Source organism: Balneicella halophila (assembly GCF_003096835.1).
Classification (GTDB): Bacteria; Bacteroidota; Bacteroidia; order Bacteroidales; family Balneicellaceae; genus Balneicella; species Balneicella halophila.
This window is the reverse complement of sequence record NZ_QENZ01000007.1, coordinates 1-24234: the sequence shown is the minus strand read 5'-3', so window position 1 is coordinate 24234 and position 24234 is coordinate 1. Positions and strand designations below refer to the sequence as shown.

Annotated in this window: 24 protein-coding genes; 13 read left to right on the top strand and 11 right to left on the bottom strand. The window is 31.3% G+C overall.

The annotated features are described in order from the left end of the window. Nucleotides 1–19: 19 nt before the first annotated feature. From C7377_RS09715 to C7377_RS09060, 10 genes are all read right to left on the bottom strand, one after another. Entirely contained in the window at nucleotides 20–166 is a 147-nt protein-coding gene (locus C7377_RS09715; RefSeq protein ID WP_243408314.1) for an NAD-dependent epimerase/dehydratase family protein, read from the bottom strand. A 449-nt stretch (nucleotides 167–615) separates the two neighbouring features. After that, complete coding sequence (locus C7377_RS09100) at nucleotides 616–1269, bottom strand: endonuclease III domain-containing protein (protein WP_116497049.1); 654 nt, start codon at nucleotides 1267–1269, stop codon at nucleotides 616–618. A 6-nt stretch (nucleotides 1270–1275) separates the two neighbouring features. Beyond that, nucleotides 1276–1743 carry a DUF1905 domain-containing protein gene (locus C7377_RS09095; protein ID WP_116497048.1) on the bottom strand — a complete coding sequence of 156 codons (468 nt, stop codon included), beginning with the start codon at nucleotides 1741–1743 and terminating at the stop codon, nucleotides 1276–1278. Between the two features lie 460 nt (nucleotides 1744–2203). Continuing rightward, nucleotides 2204–3148 (bottom strand): restriction endonuclease, encoded by a 945-nt coding sequence (locus C7377_RS09090; protein WP_116497047.1) that lies wholly within the window; start codon nucleotides 3146–3148, stop codon nucleotides 2204–2206. A gap of 443 nt (nucleotides 3149–3591) precedes the next feature. Continuing rightward, complete coding sequence (locus C7377_RS09085) at nucleotides 3592–4047, bottom strand: PepSY-like domain-containing protein (protein ID WP_116497046.1); 456 nt, start codon at nucleotides 4045–4047, stop codon at nucleotides 3592–3594. Between the two features lie 4 nt (nucleotides 4048–4051). Further along, a complete protein-coding gene (locus C7377_RS09080; RefSeq protein ID WP_116497045.1) occupies nucleotides 4052–4480 on the bottom strand; it encodes a PepSY-like domain-containing protein in 429 nt (142 codons plus the stop codon). A gap of 65 nt (nucleotides 4481–4545) precedes the next feature. Further along, nucleotides 4546–5832, bottom strand: a complete 1287-nt coding sequence (locus C7377_RS09075) for a sensor histidine kinase (protein ID WP_116497044.1) — start codon at nucleotides 5830–5832, stop codon at nucleotides 4546–4548. Continuing rightward, nucleotides 5829–6506, bottom strand: a complete 678-nt coding sequence (locus tag C7377_RS09070) for a response regulator transcription factor (RefSeq protein ID WP_116497043.1) — start codon at nucleotides 6504–6506, stop codon at nucleotides 5829–5831. The genes C7377_RS09075 and C7377_RS09070 overlap by 4 nt, the downstream gene beginning before the upstream one ends. Nucleotides 6507–6772: 266 nt before the next feature. Beyond that, nucleotides 6773–7213: a PepSY-like domain-containing protein gene (locus tag C7377_RS09065; RefSeq protein WP_116497042.1), complete on the bottom strand. Its 441-nt coding sequence runs from the start codon at nucleotides 7211–7213 to the stop codon at nucleotides 6773–6775. Nucleotides 7214–7284: 71 nt separating this feature from the next. Further along, nucleotides 7285–7749, bottom strand: coding sequence for a GNAT family N-acetyltransferase (locus C7377_RS09060; RefSeq protein ID WP_116497041.1), 465 nt, complete (start codon nucleotides 7747–7749; stop codon nucleotides 7285–7287). 345 nt (nucleotides 7750–8094) lie between these two features. On the opposite strand from C7377_RS09060, the gene C7377_RS09055 reads away from it, so the two are divergent. The 13 genes from C7377_RS09055 (at nucleotide 8095) to C7377_RS09000 (ending at nucleotide 23194) form a co-directional block, all read left to right on the top strand. Beyond that, nucleotides 8095–9312 (top strand): site-specific integrase, encoded by a 1218-nt coding sequence (locus tag C7377_RS09055; RefSeq protein WP_116497040.1) that lies wholly within the window; start codon nucleotides 8095–8097, stop codon nucleotides 9310–9312. A gap of 1 nt (nucleotide 9313) precedes the next feature. Beyond that, nucleotides 9314–10555 carry a hypothetical protein gene (locus C7377_RS09050; protein WP_116497039.1) on the top strand — a complete coding sequence of 414 codons (1242 nt, stop codon included), beginning with the start codon at nucleotides 9314–9316 and terminating at the stop codon, nucleotides 10553–10555. Between the two features lie 131 nt (nucleotides 10556–10686). Next, complete coding sequence (locus C7377_RS09045) at nucleotides 10687–10980, top strand: helix-turn-helix domain-containing protein (RefSeq protein WP_116497038.1); 294 nt, start codon at nucleotides 10687–10689, stop codon at nucleotides 10978–10980. 19 nt (nucleotides 10981–10999) lie between these two features. Next, complete coding sequence (locus tag C7377_RS09040) at nucleotides 11000–13252, top strand: DUF3987 domain-containing protein (protein WP_116497037.1); 2253 nt, start codon at nucleotides 11000–11002, stop codon at nucleotides 13250–13252. 120 nt (nucleotides 13253–13372) lie between these two features. After that, nucleotides 13373–13561: a helix-turn-helix domain-containing protein gene (locus C7377_RS09035; protein ID WP_116497036.1), complete on the top strand. Its 189-nt coding sequence runs from the start codon at nucleotides 13373–13375 to the stop codon at nucleotides 13559–13561. Beyond that, on the top strand, nucleotides 13551–15272 hold the full coding sequence (dcm, locus tag C7377_RS09030; protein ID WP_243408313.1) for a DNA cytosine methyltransferase: 1722 nt from the start codon (nucleotides 13551–13553) through the stop codon (nucleotides 15270–15272). The genes C7377_RS09035 and dcm overlap by 11 nt, the downstream gene beginning before the upstream one ends. 4 nt (nucleotides 15273–15276) lie before the next feature. Continuing rightward, entirely contained in the window at nucleotides 15277–16299 is a 1023-nt protein-coding gene (locus tag C7377_RS09025) for a DNA cytosine methyltransferase (protein ID WP_116497035.1), read from the top strand. Further along, nucleotides 16289–17836 (top strand): AAA family ATPase, encoded by a 1548-nt coding sequence (locus C7377_RS09020; RefSeq protein WP_116497034.1) that lies wholly within the window; start codon nucleotides 16289–16291, stop codon nucleotides 17834–17836. Before C7377_RS09025 ends, C7377_RS09020 begins: the two co-directional genes overlap by 11 nt. Then, nucleotides 17820–19496, top strand: a complete 1677-nt coding sequence (locus tag C7377_RS09015; protein WP_116497033.1) for a response regulator — start codon at nucleotides 17820–17822, stop codon at nucleotides 19494–19496. The genes C7377_RS09020 and C7377_RS09015 overlap by 17 nt, the downstream gene beginning before the upstream one ends. Before the next feature lie 10 nt (nucleotides 19497–19506). Then, nucleotides 19507–20745: a DUF3883 domain-containing protein gene (locus C7377_RS09630; RefSeq protein ID WP_207778477.1), complete on the top strand. Its 1239-nt coding sequence runs from the start codon at nucleotides 19507–19509 to the stop codon at nucleotides 20743–20745. A 780-nt stretch (nucleotides 20746–21525) separates the two neighbouring features. Continuing rightward, nucleotides 21526–21693: a hypothetical protein gene (locus tag C7377_RS09420; protein ID WP_165806889.1), complete on the top strand. Its 168-nt coding sequence runs from the start codon at nucleotides 21526–21528 to the stop codon at nucleotides 21691–21693. Between the two features lie 281 nt (nucleotides 21694–21974). Beyond that, entirely contained in the window at nucleotides 21975–22415 is a 441-nt protein-coding gene (locus C7377_RS09005) for a DUF6943 family protein (protein WP_116497032.1), read from the top strand. A gap of 137 nt (nucleotides 22416–22552) precedes the next feature. Then, nucleotides 22553–23194: a DUF6266 family protein gene (locus tag C7377_RS09000; protein ID WP_116497031.1), complete on the top strand. Its 642-nt coding sequence runs from the start codon at nucleotides 22553–22555 to the stop codon at nucleotides 23192–23194. A gap of 167 nt (nucleotides 23195–23361) precedes the next feature. Here the strand turns inward: C7377_RS09000 and C7377_RS08995 are convergent, their stop codons facing one another. Further along, nucleotides 23362–24108, bottom strand: a complete 747-nt coding sequence (locus tag C7377_RS08995; RefSeq protein ID WP_116497030.1) for a DUF4184 family protein — start codon at nucleotides 24106–24108, stop codon at nucleotides 23362–23364. Nucleotides 24109–24234: the final 126 nt, after the last annotated feature.

Genomic DNA, 24234 nt, shown 5'->3' with positions numbered 1-24234 from the left:
TCCAGTAAGTCTACTTGAACTAGTTTATCCTTGATTTTAGAGATGCCGGCGGTGCAAATCTGTTAATGTCTCTAACACAGCAAATTACTTCATGACCATTTTCTACCAAAACCGGTAGAAGTCGTTTTCCTATATATCCGGATGCACCTGTTAGTAGTATTTTCATTTTTTTAATTAAACACATCGCAGTGCTATGTGTAGTTGTTTGTTTTTTTGTGAAGATAATTAAAATCGTTAGATTTTATCTTGTTTGGAACAAAAAAATAGCAACCAATTGCATATAGCAAATGATGTGTAGCGTAAATTTCGCCGTGGCGGCGTTGTTTGATGATAGTGTTTTTTTTAGCTTATAGAGGTATATGCAATTGGCATAGCACTGCGATGATATAGCATTTACAAAAGGACGGGAATTTGAGTGAAGCGAAAATGTAGGAGTTTTGTTCGCCGCAGGCGAATGCTATATCATCGGTCTCGGCTATGGGCAGTTGGGGTTTTGAAGCCTTAACTTTTCGGTTTGCCACCGACCTTTGTTTTATGTTTATATTTTCGTTTTATCAATTTCGCCCCAATTGTCTATAGCCATTGTTACCTGCAGTATTTTTTCTGCTGTTATAGTCAACTTGTTTTTTCATCATATTCGCATAGTTCATAAACAACACATTCTTGGCACTTTGGCTTTCGTGAAATACAAATATTACCACCGTGCTGTATCAGCCATTCGTGAGCGTGCTTTTTATACTTTTTCGGTGTGATATCGTTGATTATATCTGCCGTTTCTTTACTGTTTTTAGTTTCTACTATGCCCAAACGGTTTAAAAGGCGATGTACGTGAGTGTCAACAGCTATTGTCTCTCCACCGAAATTGAAGTTCATAAGTATGTCAGCTGTTTTGCGACCAACTCCTTGAAGAGACATCAATTCTTTTTTTGTTTTCGGCACTTCGCCATCAAATTCCTCGATTACCTGTCTACATAATTCTTTTAAATGTTTTGTTTTTTTATTGTAATGAGCAACTGGTCTTATCATTTCGGTTAGTTCGTCATCTGTCAAAGCGATGATTTGTTCTGGTGTGGTAGCTTTTTCATATAGCGCGTTACAGGCTCTAACTACTCGCTTTGTATGTGTCATTGCCGATAGCATTACTGAAACAAGACTTTTGAAATCCGTACTGTTCAATCCATTATTATCCCATTCGTTGTCGGTTTCAGCAAATACATTATATTCCTCACTTAATATTTCATAAATTTTTTCAAGATTCTTCTCTGCCATTGCCGTTTAATTGTTCTGATTAAGTAATAGATTGATGTGGTGGTTTATTTGCTCAATTTGTTTGGCCTCTGTGGTTTTGGAAGTGATATCATCTATAATTTCTTTTTGTTCATCTTTAGTTAATGATTTGAACGAACCTTTTACACCTGCATCTTCAAAACATTTGAGAATTACCGAATTGTTATTGATTCTGTCGTGTGTATGAAGATATAAAGTTACGGTAACTTTATCACCGCCACTTTTACCGATTGCATTTCTGATTTCTTTGTTTATTGAAATCATTTTATCTTCTTCCTTTCTTGGTGCCAAATTCATTTCTTTCAACTCGTAATCATCAAGCAAACCAGAAACTTTTAACGAACCCCAAGTTCCATCTATGTCGGCTGTATTTGGTATGACTATATGGTATGTCCAAGCTCCATTTCCTTTTTTATAGACTAACTCGAGCTCTTGATTATCGACAATTTTTTTCATTCTACAATTTTAAGGATTTGTTTTGATATTGCAGGTAACGCAGTGCTATGTGTAGTTGTCTGTTTTTTTGTGAAGATAATTAAAATCGTTAGATTTTATGTTTTTGGGAACAAAAAATAGCAACCAATTGCATATAGCAAATGATGTGTAGCGTAAATCTCGCCGTGACGGCGTTGTTTGATGATAGTGTTTTTTTTAGCTTATAGAGGTATATGTAATTGTCATAGCACTGCGATGATATAGCATTTACAAAAGGACGGGAATTTGAGTGAAGCGAAAATGTAGGAATTTTGTTCGCCGCAGGCGAATGCTATATCATTGGTCTCGGCTATGAACAGTTGGAGATTTTATGCCCTAACTTTTCAGTTTAGCATTAACCTTGGTTTAAAATTATACTTTCGTTTTCTCACTTTCGCCCCAATTGTTTATAGCCATTGTTACAAGCTGGCTTTTTACTTTTTTATAGCCAGTCCATCAGTCCATTTTGTAGATAAAATTTAACCTTCTCTTTCTCTTCAGTTGTCTGTTCTCTTGAAATGTAAGGATACGAATGAAGAAAGAGGTACTTTAGTTTATCAAATGCCTCATCACTCATTTCTTCTTTTTCCTTTTGAAATGAATTCATCCAAGCCATTAATTTTTTTATATAAGTCGTTGGCGAAAGGAAATCAGTAATATCAGTCCATTCATCAATTAACATTTCGTCTTGCATATATCTTCCTTTCAAAATTGCATCACATTTTCCTTTGCAACTATAATATGCCTTTATGTAAGGTTCCTTTTTGTATTCTTTTGCTTCTGGGTCTGACATTCTTCGCATCGTCACAAAAATCCCTTTTTTGTCTTTAAGTAAGTCGTCATTACAGTATTCGCAATGGATACTATTATCATCAGAAAATATTTTTGCTGGTTTTGGATTTTCAATTTTATATTTTTCGAAGCTAACAGGAAAGTATCTACTTGCAAGTCTTATTCCCTCTGGCGATTCAAGCATAATTTTTTCAATTCGCTCTCTGTCAAATGAGTCAATATTTGTTTTTTTCTTTAGTCCGTCAAAATTTTTTCCTAAAGATGTTGCTGGTAATGTAGAATAAAACCCCAAAAAGCCATCACATTCGTGTACGCTAATCCTATCTAAAATATTTGGTTCGTCTCCATCACTTACAGATTTCCCACTATGAGCGTGATGTTTACAACTAACTAACCATTTTATGTTGGTAATTCCTGAAATTCCGTGTCTTGATTCTTGAACTATTAAATCTTTTTTACCGTCAGCACCTCGGTCTGGTTGTTGAATAATCTCATAACCTAAAATCTCAAGAAAATCTCGAGCAAATAATTCAAATGTATCTTGGTCTCCGTTTCCAGTATTTGCTTTTGGTATCTCTTTAAAGTCTAATATCATATGTTGGTTGTTTTAGCTTGCTTGTAACGCAGTGCTATGTGTAGTTGTCTGTTTTTTTGTGAAGATAATTAAAATCGTTAGATTTTATCTTGTTGGGAACAAAAAAATAGCAACCAATTGCATATAGCAAATGATGTGTAGCGTAAATCTCGCCTTGGCGGCGTTGTTTGATGATAGTGTTTTTTTAGCTAATAGAGCTATATGTAATTGGCATAGCACTGCGATGATATAGCATTTACAAAAGGACGGGAATTTGAGTGAAGCGAAAATGTAGGAATTTTGCTCGCCGCAGGCGAATGCTATATCATCGGTTAGTGTATGAGCAGTAGCGGATTTTACGCAACTACTTTTCGGAATGCAATATACCTTTTTAAATGAAATAGCGGCTCGAGTTAACACTCAAACCGCTATTGCTTATACACCTTGTTGTAGCCAGTGTTCTTTTAATCATTATCTATTCGTATGAATGTACCGTCCATTTCGAATTCCAGCTCAACACTGTTGTTTAATTCTATTTGTTGGTGGTTGTGTTCCAATTCCCAATCAGTAATTACATTTGAAGCGTAATTTTGAGCCACATAATCTAAAATAGCTTGTGGAATTACAGAATCTGGAAGTTTGCTTATGCCATCAATATCGGTTATTTCGTAATTTGAATTAAATTCCAGTTCAAAGTTTGCAGATAAATAAATGTCGTACGTAACAACGTTTCCTTCGGTGTCTTTAATAGCATTCACAATTTCGTTTTCGGGGAAGTGCGTTGTTTTATAAGCTATGATTTCTGTTGGTATCTCACTTTCAGAAAGTGCGATTTCTTGATTGTGGTTGTCATCATCATTTGAACAAGATGATAAAATAGCTACAGTAGCCAGCAGGCTGAATATTTTTAATGTTTTCATAATTTTATTGTTTTATAATGCCATTTTCGTTAATAAATAAGGTTTTTTCCATTGACTTGTTTTCTATTTCTACTTTGTATGTTACTTTTTGTGCTTCGGTAATTTTTTCTATATCATCTAATTTAAAAGATGGATATTCTTTTTCTATAGTAGCGATAACCGCTTTTGGAAGTTCTCTTTTCGTTAGATCTTCTTCTAACTTTATTTGTTTGCCATCAGCTGAGTACCAAGCTTCAAAATCTTTATCCCAGCCTTGTTCAAACTCAACATTGTACACATTGTTTTTCAGTTCCCAATCTACATCTTTGGCTTTCGGGAAATCATTATTGAACTGATTTACAACAACCGAAGGCACTTGGCTTTGCGGAAGATCTTGTGCAAATAATGCACTTGTAAAAAGAGATAGCCCTATGCTTAAAAAATACGTTTTCATTTTTGTTTTATATTTATAATTATAGGGCAAAACTAAGAACGCAATCTGGAAAGAATTGGGAATTTTTACTGTTTTCCAAACTTTAGCTGAAAGCAATGTTTCTTGTCCTGAAAGTAATAGTTTATCTCCAATCTATAAATCGAAGCAATCGCTTTTACAATGGCCAACCCTAGCCCTGTGGAATTTGAGAAACTGTTATATTTCTGAAAGCGATTAAAAATCTTGTCATTGTCTAACTTTTCTTCGTTTCCGGTATTGGAAATGCTTAATTGTTGGGTATCAATGAGAATTTCTATTTTCCCATTTTCAATGTTATGATAGATGGCATTTTTTAAAAGGTTTGCAACTAATATTTGTGCGTACGATTTATCCATTTTTCGCACCAACGAATCTTTTTCAGCTACCACAATTTCAACTTTCTTGAACAATGCAATTTCTTCCAATTCTTTAATATTTTGTTTTACAAGTTCATTGAAGTTGATTTCCAGCTCCTCCATTATTTGTATGTTCTCTATTTTGGACAAGAGCAACAAAGACTTGTTAAGTTTAGTGAGCCGTTGTAAAACTTGATAGGTTTCGGTTAGTTTTTGAACTTGGTTTTCGGTTAAATTATTTTCTTCAAAAAGCAATTCAATCTTGTTTCTGGCAATGGCAATCGGTGTTTGCAATTCGTGAGCGGCATTTTCGGTAAATTCTTTTTGTCTATTGTAGGCATTTACGCTTCTTTGGGTCATTTCGTCAACCGTCTGTTGCAAATCCTTAAATTCTTGTATGTTGGTTTTAGTTTCGGACAAAGGTTTGGAATCGTCTATTTTGTATAATTTCAATTGCTCTAAAAAAGTATAAAAGGGTTGCCATAACTTTTTTAAGATGAAATTATTAATAAAAATGATACTTAAAATGAGTATAATGTAAAGTCCTATAACATTCCATAACAGTGCTTTTATTAGGTCATTTTGTTCAATAATCGGGTTGACAATTTTTAATTGGTAATACGAGTTATTGGCTCTAAATACGGTAACCAACATTCGTACGGGTTCTAATTCAGGAATTGGGTCATCAGCATCTTGCATCAAAATTTCGGTATCTAAATATTGGTCTTTTGCCGATATGGCTGCTCGTTTATTGATGCGTTCGAGCGTATATAGATTTTCATCAAAATCAGGTTTTGTGGCAATTATAGCATCGCTCAATGTGTTTCGTATAATCAACCGTTTTTGGTGCTCAAGTTCTTCATCAATAGAATCTTTTATTTGGTTCAACATTGAAAAGTAAAAGGCAATCGCCCATAAAGCCACGACAAATAATAGGGCAATTGCCAAATATTTTATGGATTGGTTGAGCAGTTTCATGTTTCGGTTAGCTTATAACCCATACCATACACGGCTTCAATGGTAACGTCTGCTTTGGCATCATTGAGTTTTTTTCGAAGATTTTTGATTTGATAATAGATAAAATCAAAATTATCGGCTTCATCCGAATGGTCGCCCCATACATATTCGGCTAATGCAGATTTAGGAATCAATCTGTTTTTATTCATCAAAAAATAAGATAAAATGTCAAATTCCTTTCTATTAAGGTGTACAAGTTCATTGTTTATTTTCAATTCACGTTCATTAGTGTTCAAACTTACATTTAAAATGTCCAATATGTGGTTTCCACTGAAATTTTTCCTTCGGATAACGGCCTTTACCCTGGCGTTGAGTTCTGCTAAATGGAAAGGTTTGGTGAGGTAATCATCGGCACCAAGCTCTAATCCCAATAATTTGTCGTCTAATGAATCTTTTGCGGATATGATTATGACATTGTCGGTTTTGTTACTTTTTTTTAATTCTTTTAGTATGTCAATGCCACTTCCGTTCGGCAACATAATATCAAGCAAAATGCAGTCATAATCATAGATTAATGCTTTTTCTATGGCAGTGTTGAACTCCATAGCCGTTTCTACCAAGATTTTTTCTTTCTCCAAAGATTCCTTGATATTGTTGAGCAATTGTTCTTCATCTTCTATAACCAATACTTTCATAAAGCGAATTAAATGATAAAACTTGGAAAGATATGGGGATTTTCATTTTTCAACATTGGCTACAACGGTTAGTATAAGAAAAGTAGGGCAGTTGGTAAGCGATGACCTTTCCGTTTAGGCAAAAGCCAAATCTTTTGCATTTTGTTTTTACCTTATTTTTCTAAAAGCCAAATCAAAAAATTTGGCGACCTCGCAAATACGCCCAAGCCTTTGTTTAAGAACCATTCCGCCCTATTTTTTTTATACATTGTTAGTGGCTGACTTTCTTAGTCGACAATTCTTAAGAAATCTCCATTCGAATCAAACTCAAGCACAACATTTGTATTCATTTCAACTCGTTGGTTATTTCCTTCAAGTTCCCAACCAATTATAAAGTCATTCGAATAATTAGTTGATGTGTAATCGAGAATATTACTTGGAATAACCGAATTTGGTAATTGAGAAGTCCCGTCAATATCAATAACTTGATTATTCCCATTAAACTCAATGTTTACACCACAGTCCAAGGTTATGTCATATGAAAGTTCGTTACTTTCTTCGTCCTTAATAATCTTTGTGGTATTACAAGAGGTAAAATGTGTGTCCAAATAGGATTTAATACTTGAAGGCAATTCATTTTCTTTAATTATTTCTTCTTTTTCACATCCGAAAACAGAAAAAATCATAAGTCCTAATAAAAGGATTGAGCTAATCTTTAAATCTTTCATAACATAAATTTTTTAGTTAAGATAATCATATCCTTTGTTATCGGATGTAAAATTTTACTGAATTTATAGTATTACAGATTAAATTCTTTAATGCCATTTTCATCAAAGTCACAATTACTCCACTCATCATCAATATCTGCACCAGATTTTTCATACATTTCTATCGCAGATTTATTCCAGTTTAATACTTGCCAACGAACTCTTTTACAATTTTCTTTTTTTGCAATTTTAAAGATTTTTTTCAATAATTTCGTTCCTATTTTTTTGCCTCTATAAGACTCTTTTACATATAAATCATCTAAATATAAAGATTTTCCGACCCAAGTGTAATAAGCAAAAAAATACAATGCCATTCCAACAATTTCATTTTTATCATTTTCAGCAACATAGCATTGAAAAAAATCTTTCTCATTTTTCATCTGTTCAACAGAATTGGTAACTTTTTCAAGAGCTTTTTCAAATGTAGCAAGTTCTTTCACTAAAGATAAAATTGCAAAAAAATCTTTTTCGTTGGCTTTTCTAATTGTGATTTTCATATTTTCAGCACTAAAATAGTAAAATTTTATTTCCGATAACGTTCTAGTATAACCGTCAGTTACGGGTAAATATAGAGATTATTTTCGAATTAAAGACCGAATTTAGCAATTTCGAGTGGATTCGGACGTAGTCGAATCCGCCGTAATTGCGGTTATACATTGTTATATAGTAATATCATTCATTTTTATCAAATTGCTTTTAATCTTTTTATTTATAAGGTTTGTTGTTTTTGTGTAATGCAAAATAATGCAATAAAATGCTACTAAAAGTTAGGTTTGTTGTACCTAATGTTGTACCTTCGTATTGCGTTGCACCCATTTGCACCGACTATTAATCAGGGTTTTATGTCTTCAATTAAAGTAGTATTAAGAAAAAACAAGATAGATAAAGCTGGACTTGCACCTCTTTATTTACGAGTAATCAAAAACAGAAAAACTAAATTCATTTCATTAAGTGTAAAATTACAGCCTAATGAATGGGATGAAGATAAGCAAAAAGTAAAGAAGAATCATAAAACTTCAACAAGGTTAAACGCATACATATCAAGAAAGATAGCAGATGCAGAAGGCGAGATTGCAGACCTTGAAAGAAGAAATCAATCTACATCAGCAAGAAGAATAAAAGAGGCCATTAAGGGTAAACCCTTAATTAACTTTTTTGAGTTTGCTTACGATAGATGCGAGAAACTAAAAGATACTGTTACACTATCTACATACAGAAGCTATAAAAACAACATAGAAAAGTTTGAAAGGTTTATAGGACATCGTGAAATAATGTTTGATGATATTACAGCAACAACTCTAAAAAATTATGCTTCGCATTGCAGTTCTAAATTAGGCAACAATAACACAACTATAAATTATGCGTTTAGAATCCTAAATCTAATGTTTAGAGAGGCTAAAAGCGAAGATTTAATATCTAATGAACTTGCACCCTTTACAAAGTTTAAAGTAAAGAAGAACAAGACTACAAAGCGTTATTTAAACGAAGAACAGTTTGAAGCCTTTATGAATTTAGAAGTATCACAAGAACACAAAGCACAAGTTATCAAAGATATGTTTATCTTTTCTGTTTTTTCTGGAGGGTTACGTTTTGGCGATGTTATCGAATTACAATGGAAAAACTACGATAGCAAAAATCACAGAATTACAAAGACGATAAGAAAAACCAAAAGACAACACAGCATTAAAATAGGTCAAAAAGCGGTTGATATTTTAGAGAAATACAAAGCCAAAGACCAAAAGCAAAATGATATAATTTTTCCATTTGCAAAAGTTGATGAGTTATATTTTAAAGACAGAGAACACAGAAGTTTAATAACCAATAGAGCAATTTCATTAAGTAATATGTATTTAAGTAGAATAGGAAAAGAATTAGAACTACCGTTTAATTTATCCTTTCATATTAGCCGACATACATTTGCTACAAGGGCTTTAAATAATGGTATGCGTATCGAACACGTTTCTAAACTTATGGACCATTCAGATATTGGTATAACGCAAGTATATGCAAAAATAATGGGTAGTGAATTAGATAACGCAGTAGATAAATATATTAACTAATATGGGCGAATATTCAAAAATAGAATTATTGTTATTAGATAAATTCACAGATGCTATTGATAATTATATTCAAACAGCTGTTTACTCTCAAACAGATAAGGACAAACTAATGTATAGTTCTTGTATTGATGATGAAGAAAAAGAAGTATTTACTAAAAAGGAAATAAAGAAAATGCATAAGAAACTCGCTAAATGCAACCCAGATATAGCAGAGTTTTTAAGATGTTATATAAGTCCTACCCAGTTTGATTTATCTGGTGATAATTACGATCAATACAGGGAAAGATTAATTAGAAATTTTCTATCACAAGAGTTTGATGATGTTTTAGAAGTCTTAACAATGAAATTTAAAAAGGTAGAAGATGTTGAAAATCTTGATGAATTAGAATGGGAAGAAATGATTGAAGAAGGGCAGTATGGTATTGATAATAAATTTATGAACCATTTCATAAAATATATGGCAATAGCAGAAAGGTTAATGCTTTTCAAAAGTTTTTTAGAGTACCAAAAAGAGGAAAAAGAATCAGAAGAAACAAACGAAATATACGATTTACTAAATACAATTAGAAATAAAGACCATACAGACCTACAATTATATAATATAGTTAAAGAACGTACACAATTAAACAAGGATGCTTTACAGTATCTTTATAAAGATATTGAGGTGTATTTATTTAGCGAAAAAGATGATTTTGAAGGCAATTTTTCAGAAGATGAAGTAGAACAAGCTATTAAAGATTTAAAAGATAAAGGTTATACAGAAGATGATTTAATACAACTAGGTTATATTAAGAAAAGTAAAGTTTATAATATCGAATCAAATAAAATGGATTTAGATTATACTTATATTAATAAGGAAAAATTGTTCTTCCCATTCGAGTTTTTTCCTATTTATCAATTACAAGGTTTAATTAACTCAGAGTTATCTAAAATCCAAGAAAAAGAAGTGGTTGTTAAACCAGGAGTTAATAGTGCTTTAATATTAAAAACAGACCTTTCTGTTCCACAATTAGCATTATTATTTAAAATGGTAAACGACTTAAAACCTAAAATCTTTAACACAAAATCAGATGCCGAATTATTCCGTTTCATATCTGCTAACTTCCAAACCAAAAAATCTACAGAAAGAGGTATTAGTACTCAAAAATTAAGAAATGAGTTTGGCAATCCAGATTTAAAAGCTATTGAGTTTTGGGAAAAACATCTACATACAATGTTATACAATTTAAGAAAATTAAAATAATTTTTATCGCCAAACCTATAGGTTTTACAAGGGTTTAGTCAAGGGTTATATAACCCTTTATAACTGTTTTTGCTTCATTAGTAAACGCAAATTTGCTTCATAATTTATTGTTTAACAAAAAATAGAAGTAAATGGAAGCAATCATTTTAAGCACCCAACAGTACACAGATTTAGTAAACCGTTTAGACGAGCTAAACAAAAAACTAGAAGAGAAACAGAAAAATCCTAAAGACACTTTTTTAGACAATCAAGAATTTCTTCAGCTAATGAATATTAGCAAAAGAACAGCACAAACTTGGCGAGATTCAGGCGTTATTTCATTTTCACAAATAGGTTCAAAAATCTATTATCGTATGAGTGACGTGCAAAAGTTATTAGACAATAACTACCGTAAAGCATTCACTACCAAAAGAAACAATTACTAACCTAAAACCTTATAGAAAGATGACAGCAGCTGTATCAGTCTTTAGAGACTTTGTATATAAGGTTTCAGACAAGCCTTTAGTAGAAGTGCTTAATAATATTAAAACAGGCACTTATAAAACAGAAATCAACAAAATAAGACACTTAATGTCTGAGGGTAAAGAAGAAGAAGCCGAAACCCTAAAAAAGCAACTATTAGGATTTACTGCATCTGGACTGTTCGATAATTATAGAAGTAGTGAAAACCTTGAAGTGTACACACAATTCATAATTCTAGACATTGATAAACTATCAGAATCAGAACTTAATCGTATCATTCCTGTTATAAATCTAGCGCCTTATACCTATGCCTGTTTTATTAGCACTAGAGGCAAAGGCGTAAAGTTTATAGTGCGTGTAAATTCAAGTGTAGAACAACATAAATTGGTTTACAATCAAGTTGTAGATTATTACGAACAAGCATTAAATACAGTAGTAGATACTTCTGGAAGCGATTATGCAAGATTGTGTTTTATGTCTTACGACGAAAATTGCTATATCAATACAGAAGCAACAATTTTTGAAATCCAAGAAGAAGAAAAACAAACAATAACAGAAAGCGATGCTAATACTGATAATCATCAACAATTATCTACTGTAGAAATACTAAATAAATGCGAAGCGTTTACCAATCAAAAAGGCGAGTATCACGAAGGTAACAGAAATAACTACATATATCTATTTTCAGCAAACGCTTGTAGATTTGGAGTTGTAGAAGAAGATGCTTACCAATACTGTATTGCAAATTTCGATTTATCAGAAAGAGAAATAAAAACAACGGTTAGAAGTGCTTATAAAAGCAACAATGCAGACTTTGCAAAGTTTGCAAAATTTGCAAACGATACAGTTTCAGAAGAAGTACAAAATCAAGACAACCAAAACTTAGAAAGTTTATCACTTTTAACAACTACGCCAACTATTCCAAAAGACGTGTACAATTTATTGCCAATAATATTTCAAAAAGGGTTAGAAGTACTAAAAACCCAACGCGAAAAAGATGTATTTCTTACAGGAGCATTAAGTATTCTATCGGGTTGCTTGCCTAATGTTTTAGGTTTGTACGGTGGTAAAGAAGTATATCCTAACTTGTTTTCATTTTTGTTAGCACCAGCAGCATCAGGAAAAGGAGCTTTAACATACGCTAAAATGTTAGCCGATAAATACCACCAAGCAGTAATTCAAAATTCTAAAGATGAAGAAGCGGACTATAAAAAAGAATTAGAAGCGCAAAAGCAAGCCAAAAAGTATCTTAAAAAAGGAGAAGAAGCACCAGAGGAGCCAACACAACCGCCTTTTAAAGTAGTTTATATTCCTGCAAATACAAGTAATGCTAAAATGATAAAGCATATCGAAGATAACGAGGGTTTTGGTATCATATGCGAAACCGAAGCAGATACTTTAGGGCAAACCTTTAAAAACGATTGGGGTTCATATTCAGACTTGTTACGAAAGGCTTATCATCACGAAAAAATATCCATTTCTAGAAAAACCAATAACGAGTATTTCGAAATCGATAACCCAAGATTGTCGGTGGTACTTTCTGGTACACCTAATCAAATATTAAACATCATACAATCGGCAGAAGATGGTTTGTTTAGTAGATTCATGTTCTATGTGTTTGCATCCAATCCAGAGTGGTTAGACCCATCACCAAAATCCAATCCAGTTAATTTAACCGAACATTTTAAATACCTTTCAGATGAAGTCTACCGTATGGTAAGATATTTAGATAATACGGTCACTAATATTCATTTGTCAGATACACAATGGGAAAAATTCAATCCGTTGTTTGATGAATATCTCTTTAGAATCTACAATTTAGTAAGTAAAGATGCTACAAGTGTAGTAAAGCGTTTAGGTTTAATGGTATTTCGCTTTTGTATGATTTTTACAGCTATAAGAAAATACGAATGCCAATTAAAAGACACCGATTTAGAATGTACAGACCAAGATTTTAAGAATGCACTAAATTTAGCCGATGTCTATTTACAGCACAGCATATTGGTATTTAAAAACTTACCAAATAACACAACAAATATGCAGTTTAAACCTACCTCGCCAAAAGCTAATTTCTTAAAAGAATTACCACAAGAGTTTAGCAGAAAACAAGCACTAACTATTGGTGATAAATTAAAAATTAAAGAGCGTACGGTAGATAATTATTTAGCAAAACTAGAACAAGCAGGTTACCTCTTAAAACCTAAAGCGGGTTATTATCAAAAAAATAAACATTAGCAACCTTTGTAGGGTTTGCAAACTTTGCAAGGTTTAATATGGTAAATAAAAAATATAACGCAATCCGTTATATTTATATCAAGCAAAACGTTTATATTAGCAACTTTTAAATATTCTTGTATGAATCGCATAAAAGAAGTTCTGGAAGAAAAAGGTATTAAACAAGTTTGGTTAGCAGATAAGCTAGGTAAAAGTTTTAATACGGTGAATGGATATGTGCAAAACAGAAAGCAACCCAGTTTAGAGATGCTCTATGAAATTGCAAAGATATTGGGTGTAGACGCAAAAGAGTTGTTAAATGACAAATAAATTTTTTATAAAACATGTTTTGCCTTCTATGAGAGGGTTTGATGTTGTGAATTTACCTTCGTATTTAGACCGTGAATTGAATAAGAAGTGCATAGAATTATTGGAGTTTGAAAATGAATCTGAATTAAAATTAAAGCATGAAGGTTTTAGTTTTATGAATACATTTTCTCTTGAGTTTTTAGGTAAAATAGCTTTAAAAAAACATTTAGGGTTGGAATTTAAAGATGATATATCTAATGCTAAAATAGATTTTGATAGAAGTCTTAATTATAATGATAATGTTTATCAGTTGGTTTTTTTTGATTTCGATAAGATTCCAAAAATACAACTAAATCAAATTAACGATTCTATCTTCATCTTAAGAAATAACAATCAAAAGTTTTATATCTGTGGTAAGTCGGATATAGAAACAATAAAAAATAACCTATCTAAAGAAGCATTAAATTATTCAATATATAATGAAGGCTTTTCAGGTTTTATAGGTTTTAACAAATTAGAAAAAATAAATGAAATGAATTATAATTTTCCATTAGATACACTTAAAGAACTTCACAAACCGCAAATGGATATATTAGTCAATGAATTTGAAAAAATCCAAGAGGAAGTAATTAAGATAAATTATAAACATAAATCATTTAATGTTAATAAAGATAAATCGGTAGTTGATTCCAAAATTCAATCTATCGGCTTTTTTTCAGGTGCAGGAGGTTTAGATATAGGTGCTCAATTAGCAGGTTCAAAAGTTATTTCTAGTTTAGATTTTGATTTAGATAGTGTAAAAACACTTAAATCCAATAAATATTTTAATCACACGCATCATTTCCATAAAGACATAAAAGATATAGATGCAAGTTTGTATAAAGAAATATTGAAAAAAAATAACCCTGAAAAGTTAATTTTAATAGGAGGACCTCCTTGTCAACCTTTTTCAAAGGCTGGTTATTGGAAAAAGCATGAAAACAGACTTGGTAGTGATGACCCTCGTAATATGATTGGGAATTATTTACGCCTTATAGAAGAGATAAAACCAGATGGTTTTGTCCTGGAAAATGTGGAAAGTTTACTGCACCCTAAAAACATAGAGGCTGTGGAAAAGTTAGAAGAAGCTATTGAAAAATTAGGTTATTATCACATTAAATTCAGAGCAAATTCAGCCGACTTTGGTATACCTCAAAAAAGGAAAAGAGTTTTCTTTATTGCATCAAAAAATAAAATAGAAATTGAGCCAGAAAAGACCCATGGATCTGATAAGGAAATTAGCATAGACAATAAATTAAAACCTTATGAAAGAGTAATCGATTGGATTGGTAAGTATGATATGCCAAAATATTCGGATGATTATGATTCTACTGAAGGTAAATACTATGAGGATTTAATGGCTGTACCTCCAGGTCAAAATTACATTGCATTGACTGAAAAAAGAGGATATCCTAACCCTAAATTTGTTGCGGGTAAAAGGTATTGGTCTTTTTTATTAAAATTACATCCGTTACTTCCTTCTTGGACAGTTATAGCTTCTCCAGGTCATTGGGAAGGTCCCTTTCATTGGACAGGAAGAAGATTGAGATTAAAAGAATTGGCAGGTATACAAACATTTCCTGAAGATTACAATTTTGAGGGTTCAAGAAGGTCTATTCATAAACAAATTGGTAATGCTGTCCCTCCTTTGATGGGAAAGGTAGTTGTTGAACATTTAATAAAGCATATTTAGTATAATGGCTAAAATTATAAGTTTGTTTTCTGGTTGTGGTGGTCTTGATTTAGGTTTTAAACAAGCTGGATATAAAACTGTATTGGCGACAGATGTTTGGGATATAGCATGTGATACTTTAATGCATAATAAGATTGCAGATGAAGTTATAAATGATGATATAAGAAACATTGATTTCAAGAAGTATCATAATAAAGTTGATGGAGTTATTGGAGGTCCACCATGTCCGCCATTTAGTCAGGCAAGACATTATTTAACAAATAAAAAAAATGGTTTTTCTGATGAGAAGGCAGGTTTTGCAGTGCCTGAATATTTTAGAGTTATAAAGGAAGTAAATCCCAAATTTTTTGTTTTTGAAAATGTAGATGGATTCATGTATAAAACACATAAAGACGCATTAGATTTTTTAACTCAAACATCAGAAAGTTTAGGGTATGAAGTAACATTTAAAGTAGTTAATGCAGCTAACTATGGTGTTCCACAAACAAGGAAGCGTTTTATATGTGTTGGTGTGAAAAAGGGTATGGGAAAATTCAAGTTTCCAAATGAAACACATGCTGAACCCAAAAAAAATAATGGCTCAAAAAAGAGTTGGGTAACCTGTGGTGATGTTTTGAATGATTATGATTTTGTGACTGAAGAAGAATTAAACCAAAAGCCAGGTTCTAAACATCATTATCTTTTGAGTGAAATTCCACCAGGGGATAATTATTTGTACTTTACTGAAAAAAGAGGTCATCCAAATCCAATTTTTAAATGGAAATCTAGGTATTGGACTTTTTTATTAAAACTAACAACTGAAAGACCATCTTGGACTATTCAAGCTAGTTTTTCTAATAATCAAGGTCCCTTTCACTGGAAAAATAGATTTTTAAGAGCGGAAGAAATTAAGAGATTACAAACAATTGATGATGATTATGAAATTTTAGGTGATTTTAAACAGCAATGGAGACAGATAGGTAATGCAGTACCTTCCAAGCTAGCTTACATTTTTGCAAATAAAATAAAAGAAGATTATGAGATATGAATTAAATCAATCAAGTGAAATAGTTGAGTATAATGGTGGTACTCAATTTATTGCCGATACAAGTAATACAATTGTAGAATTGTTTTCACAAGGAATATATAGTTGTAATATCACTAATCAGGATGGTTCTGTTTATACTCTAGAAATTACAAACACTATAAATAATGCTGTTAATACTATTCTTCTTTTTTATGGTAATGTAAGGAATGAAAGTAGAAATCCATCAGAGAAGAAAATACAACTTAATGGTAAAGACCCAAGAAACTCAAATACTCCTGCCATTATTTTGGGTTTATATTGTTATGATACAAATGATGTTTTGTCTGATTTAATTTGTTGTGCTTGGAATGTTGATGATACAGTAAACTATCCAGGCAATCCAAGTATAAGAGGTATAAATGTTCAAATGTTTCAAGAAGCTAGGTTTAATGGTTTTGTAAAGAAGGATTACAGAAATAATACGGTATGTGTTTTTAGACCTGAATTTATTTTTTATTATTTAGAATCTAAAAATGAACATCATGCTTCTACTGAAAATCAAAATGTAGGAATTACAGATACAGAAACTACATTAGAAAGTGGTATTCAAAAAATCTTCTATGGTGCTCCAGGTACAGGAAAATCTCATAAAGTAAAAAGTCTCGTAAATGGTAAGGATGCCAGAATGCAAAGAGTTACGTTTCATCCAGAGTTTGATTATGCTTCTTTTGTAGGTGGTTATAAACCAACAATGGCAGATGAAGATGGTAAAGAAGTAATAAAATACAAGTTTGTACCACAAGCATTTACTAATATTTATGTTAAAGCTTGGAATGACCCAGAGCAAGATTATTATTTAGTAATTGAGGAAATTAATAGAGGGAATTGTGCAGAGATATTTGGCGATATTTTTCAATTATTAGACAGAGATTCAGATTACGATATCACACCATCAATTGAATTAGAAGCCTATCTAAAAGCAGAACTTGCTAATAAAGATAATGGTTTAGAAAATGGTAAGCTAAAACTACCTAAAAACCTGACTATTTATGCAACAATGAATACATCAGACCAATCGTTGTTCCCTATGGATAGTGCTTTTAAAAGAAGATGGGATTGGGAATATATTCCAATATGTTATGAAGATCTAACTGATGAAGGAGATTCAAATCCATCTTATGACTATATAATAGATTTAGGTAATGGTGCGTCTTTTAAATGGAATGAATTCATTTCTAAAGTAAACCTTAATCACATCCAACAAAACCCTGTTTTGGGGATGGATAAATGTATGGGTAATTATTTTGTGAAACCTAAAAATGGTGAAACAACTATAAATGTTGAAACCTTTATAAATAAGGCTATTTTTTATCTGTGGAACGATGTGTTTAAGGATGAAAAGAATGAGGTGTTTGAAGAGAATAGTTCTTACGAAGATTTCTTCCCGATTAAAACAAAAGGGGTACAAAAACTAACAGAATTATTAGAGCGTATAGAAGTTACAGTAAATACCACTCAAGAAGAATCAGCACCTGCACAAGATGAAGTTACTAATTGAGGAAGAAGAATATCCAGTTGATTTACTCGAAAGTATCTTTGATGATTTAAAGTTTTACAAACAAAACGGTTTAAAGGGTACTGTAAAAACGGTAGGTTATTACCACTCTTACAAAAAGAAAGAGTTGGTTTTAATGTTGCCTAAAGTTTTTATGGAAAATGGTGTTGAAACTGTTTTTAAGGGTACTAAAGATGAACTTTATAATTCCCTAGAGCAAACATCTATCAAACACGACTCAAAATACCAATGGTTAAGAGAGTTAAGTATTCATTTTTACAATAGTTTAGTTGAGTATAATAACCGTTGGAATCAAACCGGTTTAATCTCTCCATCACGTACTTTTGAATTAAACACCAATTTAGGTGAAGATAATTACTCGTATTTAGACATCGTTTTAAGTATAGTAAACTTCTATAAGAAAAATAAAAACCATATTCTATATCGTCATATAGAACAGGTTACTAATAATGCTTCAAGACCTAAATGGGAGAAAACAATTAGAAAATCTTTGCCTTTAATGGCAAATTCTAAAACCCCAATTTATTTTAATATCCGTAACAAAAGAAAAGTAGTTAACACAGAGGAAGAATTAATTACATATTTCTTTTCAATATTAAATCACTTAAATAATCAGCATAACTTAAACCTTAAAATAGATAAGTCTTATAAGCTATTTAAAGACGATGCTTTTATTAATTTATGTAAAGATGAATATGGTTTAAGAAAACTAAAGAAAATAAAGTACCGCTACTTTAATGATACTCTAAAAAGGATGTATCAACTATGCGAATTGTATTTTTCTAATAACGATTACGCAAGTAGTAAAAAGGAAAAAGAAGAGTTTCTCTGTACCAACAATTACAATATTATTTTCGAGGATATGATTGATAAGCTGTTTACAGATAAAATAGCTGAAGATGAAAATATCCAAAACTTAAAGAAAAATAAGGATGGTAAGATTATCGACCATATTTATGAGGATAAATCTTTAATAGATAGAAGTAACATATTTTTTATTGGAGATTCTAAATATTATAAATCAGATAATACAGTAGGTCAAAATTCAAAGTACAAGCAAATTACCTATGCTAAAAACATCATTCAATACAATATAGATTTATGGAATACAAAAGGCGAATTTCATAATGAGAATATAAGGTATAGAGATGATGAAACAGAAGGTTACAACATTACACCTAACTTTTTTATCTATGGTCATATTGAAGACCCTAACGATTTTGAAAATCCTCAAATAATTCAAAAAACACCAAAACCAGAAGTTTCATACCATTGGTCAGATAGGTTATTCGATAGAGATACATTATTTGTACACCAATATTCAATAAATTTCCTATTCGTTTTAAAATCTTATACAGCCTACAATAGTTATAAACTAAAGTCCTTTAGAGACGATGTGAAAAAGAAATTTAGATCTGGATTTATTGATTATTTTAATAATGCAGAAGTCTGTGGATTTACATTTTATCAATGCTCATTACAACCGTCGGAGTTTCCTAATTACATAAGAAATCGCTTTAAAGATTTTAATGGGAAATCAATTATAACACAAGACAATAGATTAATTATTGCAATTCATCAAAACGATGATAGTCTTAATCAATATTTATTGGATTTTGAAGCTTTAGAAAACTTTCAATAATATCTAATTTATGAATCTACACGATTTAAGACAAGCTCAAGCAAGCTATACAGAAAGAATTGAAGATGTTAAAAAGAGTAGGGAAAAGCTATATAAATTAAGAAAGAAGTTTGTTAAGGATTTTTCTTTAGAGTACTTGGCTAATATGCCTATTGAAAAGTATGTTATAGGTCAAGGTACAACAACGTTCTGTAGAAGACTTGAAAGAGAATTAGATGGGTTAGGGCGTATTTTAGGTTCTAATGCTTTTAAGTTTGGTGTCTATTATGGAAGGACTAAAGAAGACCCAAATATTATTTATAGAAATGCTAAAAAATGGGGTGATAGTCCTGAAACAGCTTATATTGATATTAAACCAGCTTTAATAAAATTGCTTAAGGATGGTGAAAGCAATAATATAAAGGGTATTATCAAGAATAAAATATCACCCACTTTTAAAGGTAAGATTTTATCAACTTATTATCCTGAAAGATATTTAAACGTATTTTCAAACGAACATTTAAATTATTTCTTAAAGTTTTTTGATTTAGATACGCCTGAATTAATAAAATCAAATCCCGTTATCAAAAGAGATGCCTTATTGAAATTTAAAAATGATGATGAGGTAATGCGAAATTGGTCAGCAGATTTGTTCGGTAACTTCTTATATTTTGAATATCCCAAAAGACCAATTAAGAAATCTACACAGGCAGATAACCTTTTAAAAGATTACTTAAATCCTATATTTCCTATAAATCCTGTTGCAAGTGAAGTTGTTTTAAACATCTTACCAAATAGTATACAGGCAAATCAAAAAAATAAGCGTACTAATAATTCTAAACCTGATTATGAGAAAATAAATAGGGTAAATAAAAAATTAGGAGATAGAGGTGAAAAGATAGTAAAAGACTTTGAAATAAATAGGTTAAACGACCTCAATAGACCAGATTTAGCAGAACAAGTAGATAGAGTTTCTTTAAAGTCGGATAGTTATGGTTATGATATTTTATCCTACGAAGAAGATAATTCAGTAAGATATATTGAAGTAAAAGCGACACGCTCTAAAGTTGGTGATGCTAATTTCTATTTAACCATTAATGAGTTGAATACAGCAAAAGAAAATCCAAACTACTATATTTATATAGTGTTTGATATATTATCTAAAAATCCTAAAATTTGGATAGTAAACAATCCTTTCAATCCTGAAAACACGGATATTGATTTAACCCCAATCAGTTACAGAGTATCTATTAAAACGAATAGAGGATAAAGTATAGTTCCCCACAAAACAAAATCCAGTTTTTTCGCACCTCAAAATCCTCTGTCTTTTATTTTGTTCCGCTCGCCAACGCGCTTGTAGTTTTTGGTTGCCAACCCTCACACAGCACATTACTTGTTTTATTTAAACGTTTACATTTTAATAAATAGGTACAATAAAAAAGTAATAAGCTGTTGCCAACGCTCACACCAAAAACTACCCAAAGCTATGTTAACATAATACAAGTTATAGTAGAAAACGGCACTTTTTAAAGGTTTGCTATCGCAGTATTAATGCATTTTTTAGCTATAACAGGTATTATGTAAAATATCCGCTATTCCTACGCGCACTTCTGTACATTCAATCACATTTTGAACTAAAATTAAACATCTGATCATTTTAAGGGTTACGTTATTTGATAATAATATTCGTTATCTCATTCAAGCTGCACAAAACCATCGTTAAGTCCAAGTATTCCTTACCTCAAGTCTTTGTTTGTTTCATTTCGTTAACAAATATAAAAGACCACTTTTCCCCGCCACCCAAGTCAGCGGTTTTAAAAAAATAGGTTCATAAAATGTAGTAGTACGCCATAGCATATTGCTTTTTCTCGTACCTCAAAAAAACAAAAAGCTATTGCCTAAAAGTCCTGAATAAGTAGCTTGTTTAAATGCTGTTTTATCAAACAACTATTTAAAACGCTACCCATACAATCGCTTCATCCAACGCTCAATACGGTACTAAAACCTATTTTTTTAAGTGTTAATTCCCCAGAAAAGTTATATTTATAGTATGAAACAAATGATTGAAGATTTATTTGATTTATTCTTTCCTCACTCTTTAGATGAAAACGGTAATAAAATCGAAAATCCTGAAGGAGATGATTCTTTTGGTACTAAACTTTTCGTAATCATTATGCTTGTTATAATAGTAATATTGGCAGGTATAACATTAAATTAATAAAAGATAGCAAATATATGTGGCTTCCTACAGCCCACGCTTTAAGGCTATAAAGCTCAAGCCTACGGTTTTTTAAAAAACTTTTTATTACTACTTCAAAGCAACTTTTCGTTTTGCTTTTTGCCTTTTCTATTTCATTAAAATTCCTAAAAAACTTTTTTAAAAAAAGCTTGACAGCCTTATCCACGCCACAAAGCGGATGGCTTTCTTTTTTTAATTTTTTTCTTTTTCATTTTCAAAAAAAATATGTGTGAGCGTAGCGAACTTTTAATTGGATAGCTATGTCTTATTTTGAAATGAAAACCCATCAAATCGGAAAAACCTACTCGAACCCTCATTTTTTTATGCTTAACAAAGGACTTAACAGCGGAAAACCGCTCTCAAATCCTTGTCCAAACTGTTTTGTAGTAATCACAAAAACGGAAACAGAGAAAAACACGCTTTTTCACTTGTCTATGATGTTGCAAATTGGCGGTTTTTACGCTTACTATTTAAAAGGTAGTGTTATTCCGTTTATTTCTGTAGATGATTGCAGAAACACGCTTAAAAATGGCGTTAAATCTTCTCATAATGTCAGCGACCAGATGCAAAAACATATTAAAGCGGTTGAGGTTATCAGTAAAAAAGAAAAAGAGCTTCAAAATGTCATTGATAAAATGGCAGTTTTAAAGGTTGCATACATTCGTAATTGTTTCAAACTGATGCAAAGTAAAGAAGCCTAATGCAAAGGCGTCTAACAAGGCTAAAACAGTAACAAAATGGCATTATTTTCGTTATATTTATAGTGAAATAAAGGTTTTAAAGCAATATAAAGTCCGTACCAAATCCAAAGGAGTTTAATTTTAAATTGTTTTATATTATGGGAAAGATTTCTCAAGGAATTTTAGGCGGATTATCTGGAAAAGTAGGTAACGTAATTGGTGGTAGTTGGAAAGGTATTGACTACATCAGAATTAAGCCATCAAGTGTGGCGAATCCTCGAACAGAGGGACAAGTAAACCAACGTAATAAATTTACGGTTACATTGGAATATTTACAGCCAAACAAAGAGTTTTTAAAAGTCGGTTACAAGTCTTTTGCGACAAAGAAAACTGAATTTAATGCTGCAATGTCTTATGTGTTAAATAATGCAGTAGGAGGGATTGCACCTAACTTCACAATCGATTATTCTTTAGCTTTGTTGAGTAGAGGTTCTTTATCAGGAGTGTTAAACGGAACTACTGACTTAACAACACCAGGACAAGTGGATTTTGGTTGGGGTGATAACTCGGCAGAGGGTAACGCAAATGCAACAGATAAAGCAATGTTATTAGTTTACAATCCAAGCAAAAAAGAATCTGTTTATATTTTAGATGGTGCAGACAGAACAGCAGGTTCTCAATCGGTAACAATTCCAAACACCTATGCAGGAGACACAGTAGAGCTATTTATGGCGTTTGTTTCTGCTGATGGTAGTCAAGTATCAAATAGTGTGTATTTAGGCTCTGGTACGGCTGCTTAATAACTTTAAGTTTAAATACATTTTGAAAACCGTTTCTATTAATTTAGAAGCGGTTTTTTTATGCCTTTAGATTACTTCTAATTATTGGTTAAAATGTTATACCTATGTTGTACCCTCTTTTAATTAATCTTTTAAAACCCTTTATTTATAGGTATTTTATGAGTTAATTAATATGACACATTGTTGCCACCAGTTTTTTTATTCAGTATTATTGAAGTTAAAATCAAACTTAAAATTCCTGCCGAAATAGAAGAAACAATTACATTTCCATATTGTTTGATTTCAAGTCCGCTTAAAAGTCTAATCAATATAATTGCAAAGGTCAATCCCACTAAAATAAACCAATATTTTAAATTGACTTTTTTGCTTATATTTTTTTCTATCGGTAATTGATAAATAGCAAAAGTAATTATTAACCCGCCAATTAATGTACTTGAATGTTGTAAGATTTTTAAAATTGGTATTTGCTTTCCTAAAATGTCAATTGTGTTTGATAATCCTGGAATCTTTTGAATGAAATATCCATTATCGTGAGTAAAACTGTCCCAAAAAATATGGGATATAGCTCCAATTAAAACTGAAATTATGATTACCAGCCAGTTTTTTTTAAAGTTCTTATTCCAGTTAAATTGATTAAACTGCAAAAACCTTGATTTTAGAAAAAATGGTAAATTGTCAAATAATCTGTTCCGAACGATATTGTGAAAAATAAAAGCAAGTAAAACTCCTAATGGTAAGTCAAACCAAAAAAGTCCATCAAATGTGTGGCTATAATTGCTTTTAATTCTCATTCTCAGAAAATATTCAAAATCTGGCGTTAAACTCCCAATTATTAATCCAGTTAAAGAAATCCATTTTTTAGGTAGATAGTTTAGCGGTAAAACTATTGCTGGATGTGAAAAGGTAAATGGCATTTATTTCTGTTCGTGTTTTTAAATTGGTGGCAACGCAGTGCTATGTGTAGTTGTCTGTTTTTTTGTGAAGATAATTAAAATCGTTAGATTTTATATTTTTGGGAACAAAAAAATAGCAACCAATTG

Excerpts from the sequence above, each read along its gene's own strand:
- C7377_RS09005 (WP_116497032.1), top strand. The coding sequence starts at position 21,975 with ATGTCTTATTTTGAAATGAAAACCCATCAAATCGGAAAAACCTACTCG.
- C7377_RS09025 (WP_116497035.1), top strand. The coding sequence starts at position 15,277 with ATGGCTAAAATTATAAGTTTGTTTTCTGGTTGTGGTGGTCTTGATTTA.
- C7377_RS09100 (WP_116497049.1), bottom strand. The coding sequence starts at position 1,269 with ATGGCAGAGAAGAATCTTGAAAAAATTTATGAAATATTAAGTGAGGAA.
- C7377_RS09045 (WP_116497038.1), top strand. The coding sequence starts at position 10,687 with ATGGAAGCAATCATTTTAAGCACCCAACAGTACACAGATTTAGTAAAC.
- C7377_RS09020 (WP_116497034.1), top strand. The coding sequence starts at position 16,289 with ATGAGATATGAATTAAATCAATCAAGTGAAATAGTTGAGTATAATGGT.
- C7377_RS09630 (WP_207778477.1), top strand. The coding sequence starts at position 19,507 with ATGAATCTACACGATTTAAGACAAGCTCAAGCAAGCTATACAGAAAGA.
- C7377_RS09000 (WP_116497031.1), top strand. The coding sequence starts at position 22,553 with ATGGGAAAGATTTCTCAAGGAATTTTAGGCGGATTATCTGGAAAAGTA.
- C7377_RS09075 (WP_116497044.1), bottom strand. The coding sequence starts at position 5,832 with ATGAAACTGCTCAACCAATCCATAAAATATTTGGCAATTGCCCTATTA.
- C7377_RS09040 (WP_116497037.1), top strand. The coding sequence starts at position 11,000 with ATGACAGCAGCTGTATCAGTCTTTAGAGACTTTGTATATAAGGTTTCA.
- C7377_RS09715 (WP_243408314.1), bottom strand. The coding sequence starts at position 166 with ATGAAAATACTACTAACAGGTGCATCCGGATATATAGGAAAACGACTT.
- C7377_RS09070 (WP_116497043.1), bottom strand. The coding sequence starts at position 6,506 with ATGAAAGTATTGGTTATAGAAGATGAAGAACAATTGCTCAACAATATC.
- C7377_RS09420 (WP_165806889.1), top strand. The coding sequence starts at position 21,526 with ATGAAACAAATGATTGAAGATTTATTTGATTTATTCTTTCCTCACTCT.
- C7377_RS09065 (WP_116497042.1), bottom strand. The coding sequence starts at position 7,213 with ATGAAAGATTTAAAGATTAGCTCAATCCTTTTATTAGGACTTATGATT.
- C7377_RS09055 (WP_116497040.1), top strand. The coding sequence starts at position 8,095 with ATGTCTTCAATTAAAGTAGTATTAAGAAAAAACAAGATAGATAAAGCT.
- dcm (WP_243408313.1), top strand. The coding sequence starts at position 13,551 with ATGACAAATAAATTTTTTATAAAACATGTTTTGCCTTCTATGAGAGGG.
- C7377_RS09090 (WP_116497047.1), bottom strand. The coding sequence starts at position 3,148 with ATGATATTAGACTTTAAAGAGATACCAAAAGCAAATACTGGAAACGGA.
- C7377_RS09085 (WP_116497046.1), bottom strand. The coding sequence starts at position 4,047 with ATGAAAACATTAAAAATATTCAGCCTGCTGGCTACTGTAGCTATTTTA.
- C7377_RS08995 (WP_116497030.1), bottom strand. The coding sequence starts at position 24,108 with ATGCCATTTACCTTTTCACATCCAGCAATAGTTTTACCGCTAAACTAT.
- C7377_RS09050 (WP_116497039.1), top strand. The coding sequence starts at position 9,314 with ATGGGCGAATATTCAAAAATAGAATTATTGTTATTAGATAAATTCACA.
- C7377_RS09015 (WP_116497033.1), top strand. The coding sequence starts at position 17,820 with ATGAAGTTACTAATTGAGGAAGAAGAATATCCAGTTGATTTACTCGAA.
- C7377_RS09035 (WP_116497036.1), top strand. The coding sequence starts at position 13,373 with ATGAATCGCATAAAAGAAGTTCTGGAAGAAAAAGGTATTAAACAAGTT.
- C7377_RS09060 (WP_116497041.1), bottom strand. The coding sequence starts at position 7,749 with ATGAAAATCACAATTAGAAAAGCCAACGAAAAAGATTTTTTTGCAATT.
- C7377_RS09095 (WP_116497048.1), bottom strand. The coding sequence starts at position 1,743 with ATGAAAAAAATTGTCGATAATCAAGAGCTCGAGTTAGTCTATAAAAAA.
- C7377_RS09080 (WP_116497045.1), bottom strand. The coding sequence starts at position 4,480 with ATGAAAACGTATTTTTTAAGCATAGGGCTATCTCTTTTTACAAGTGCA.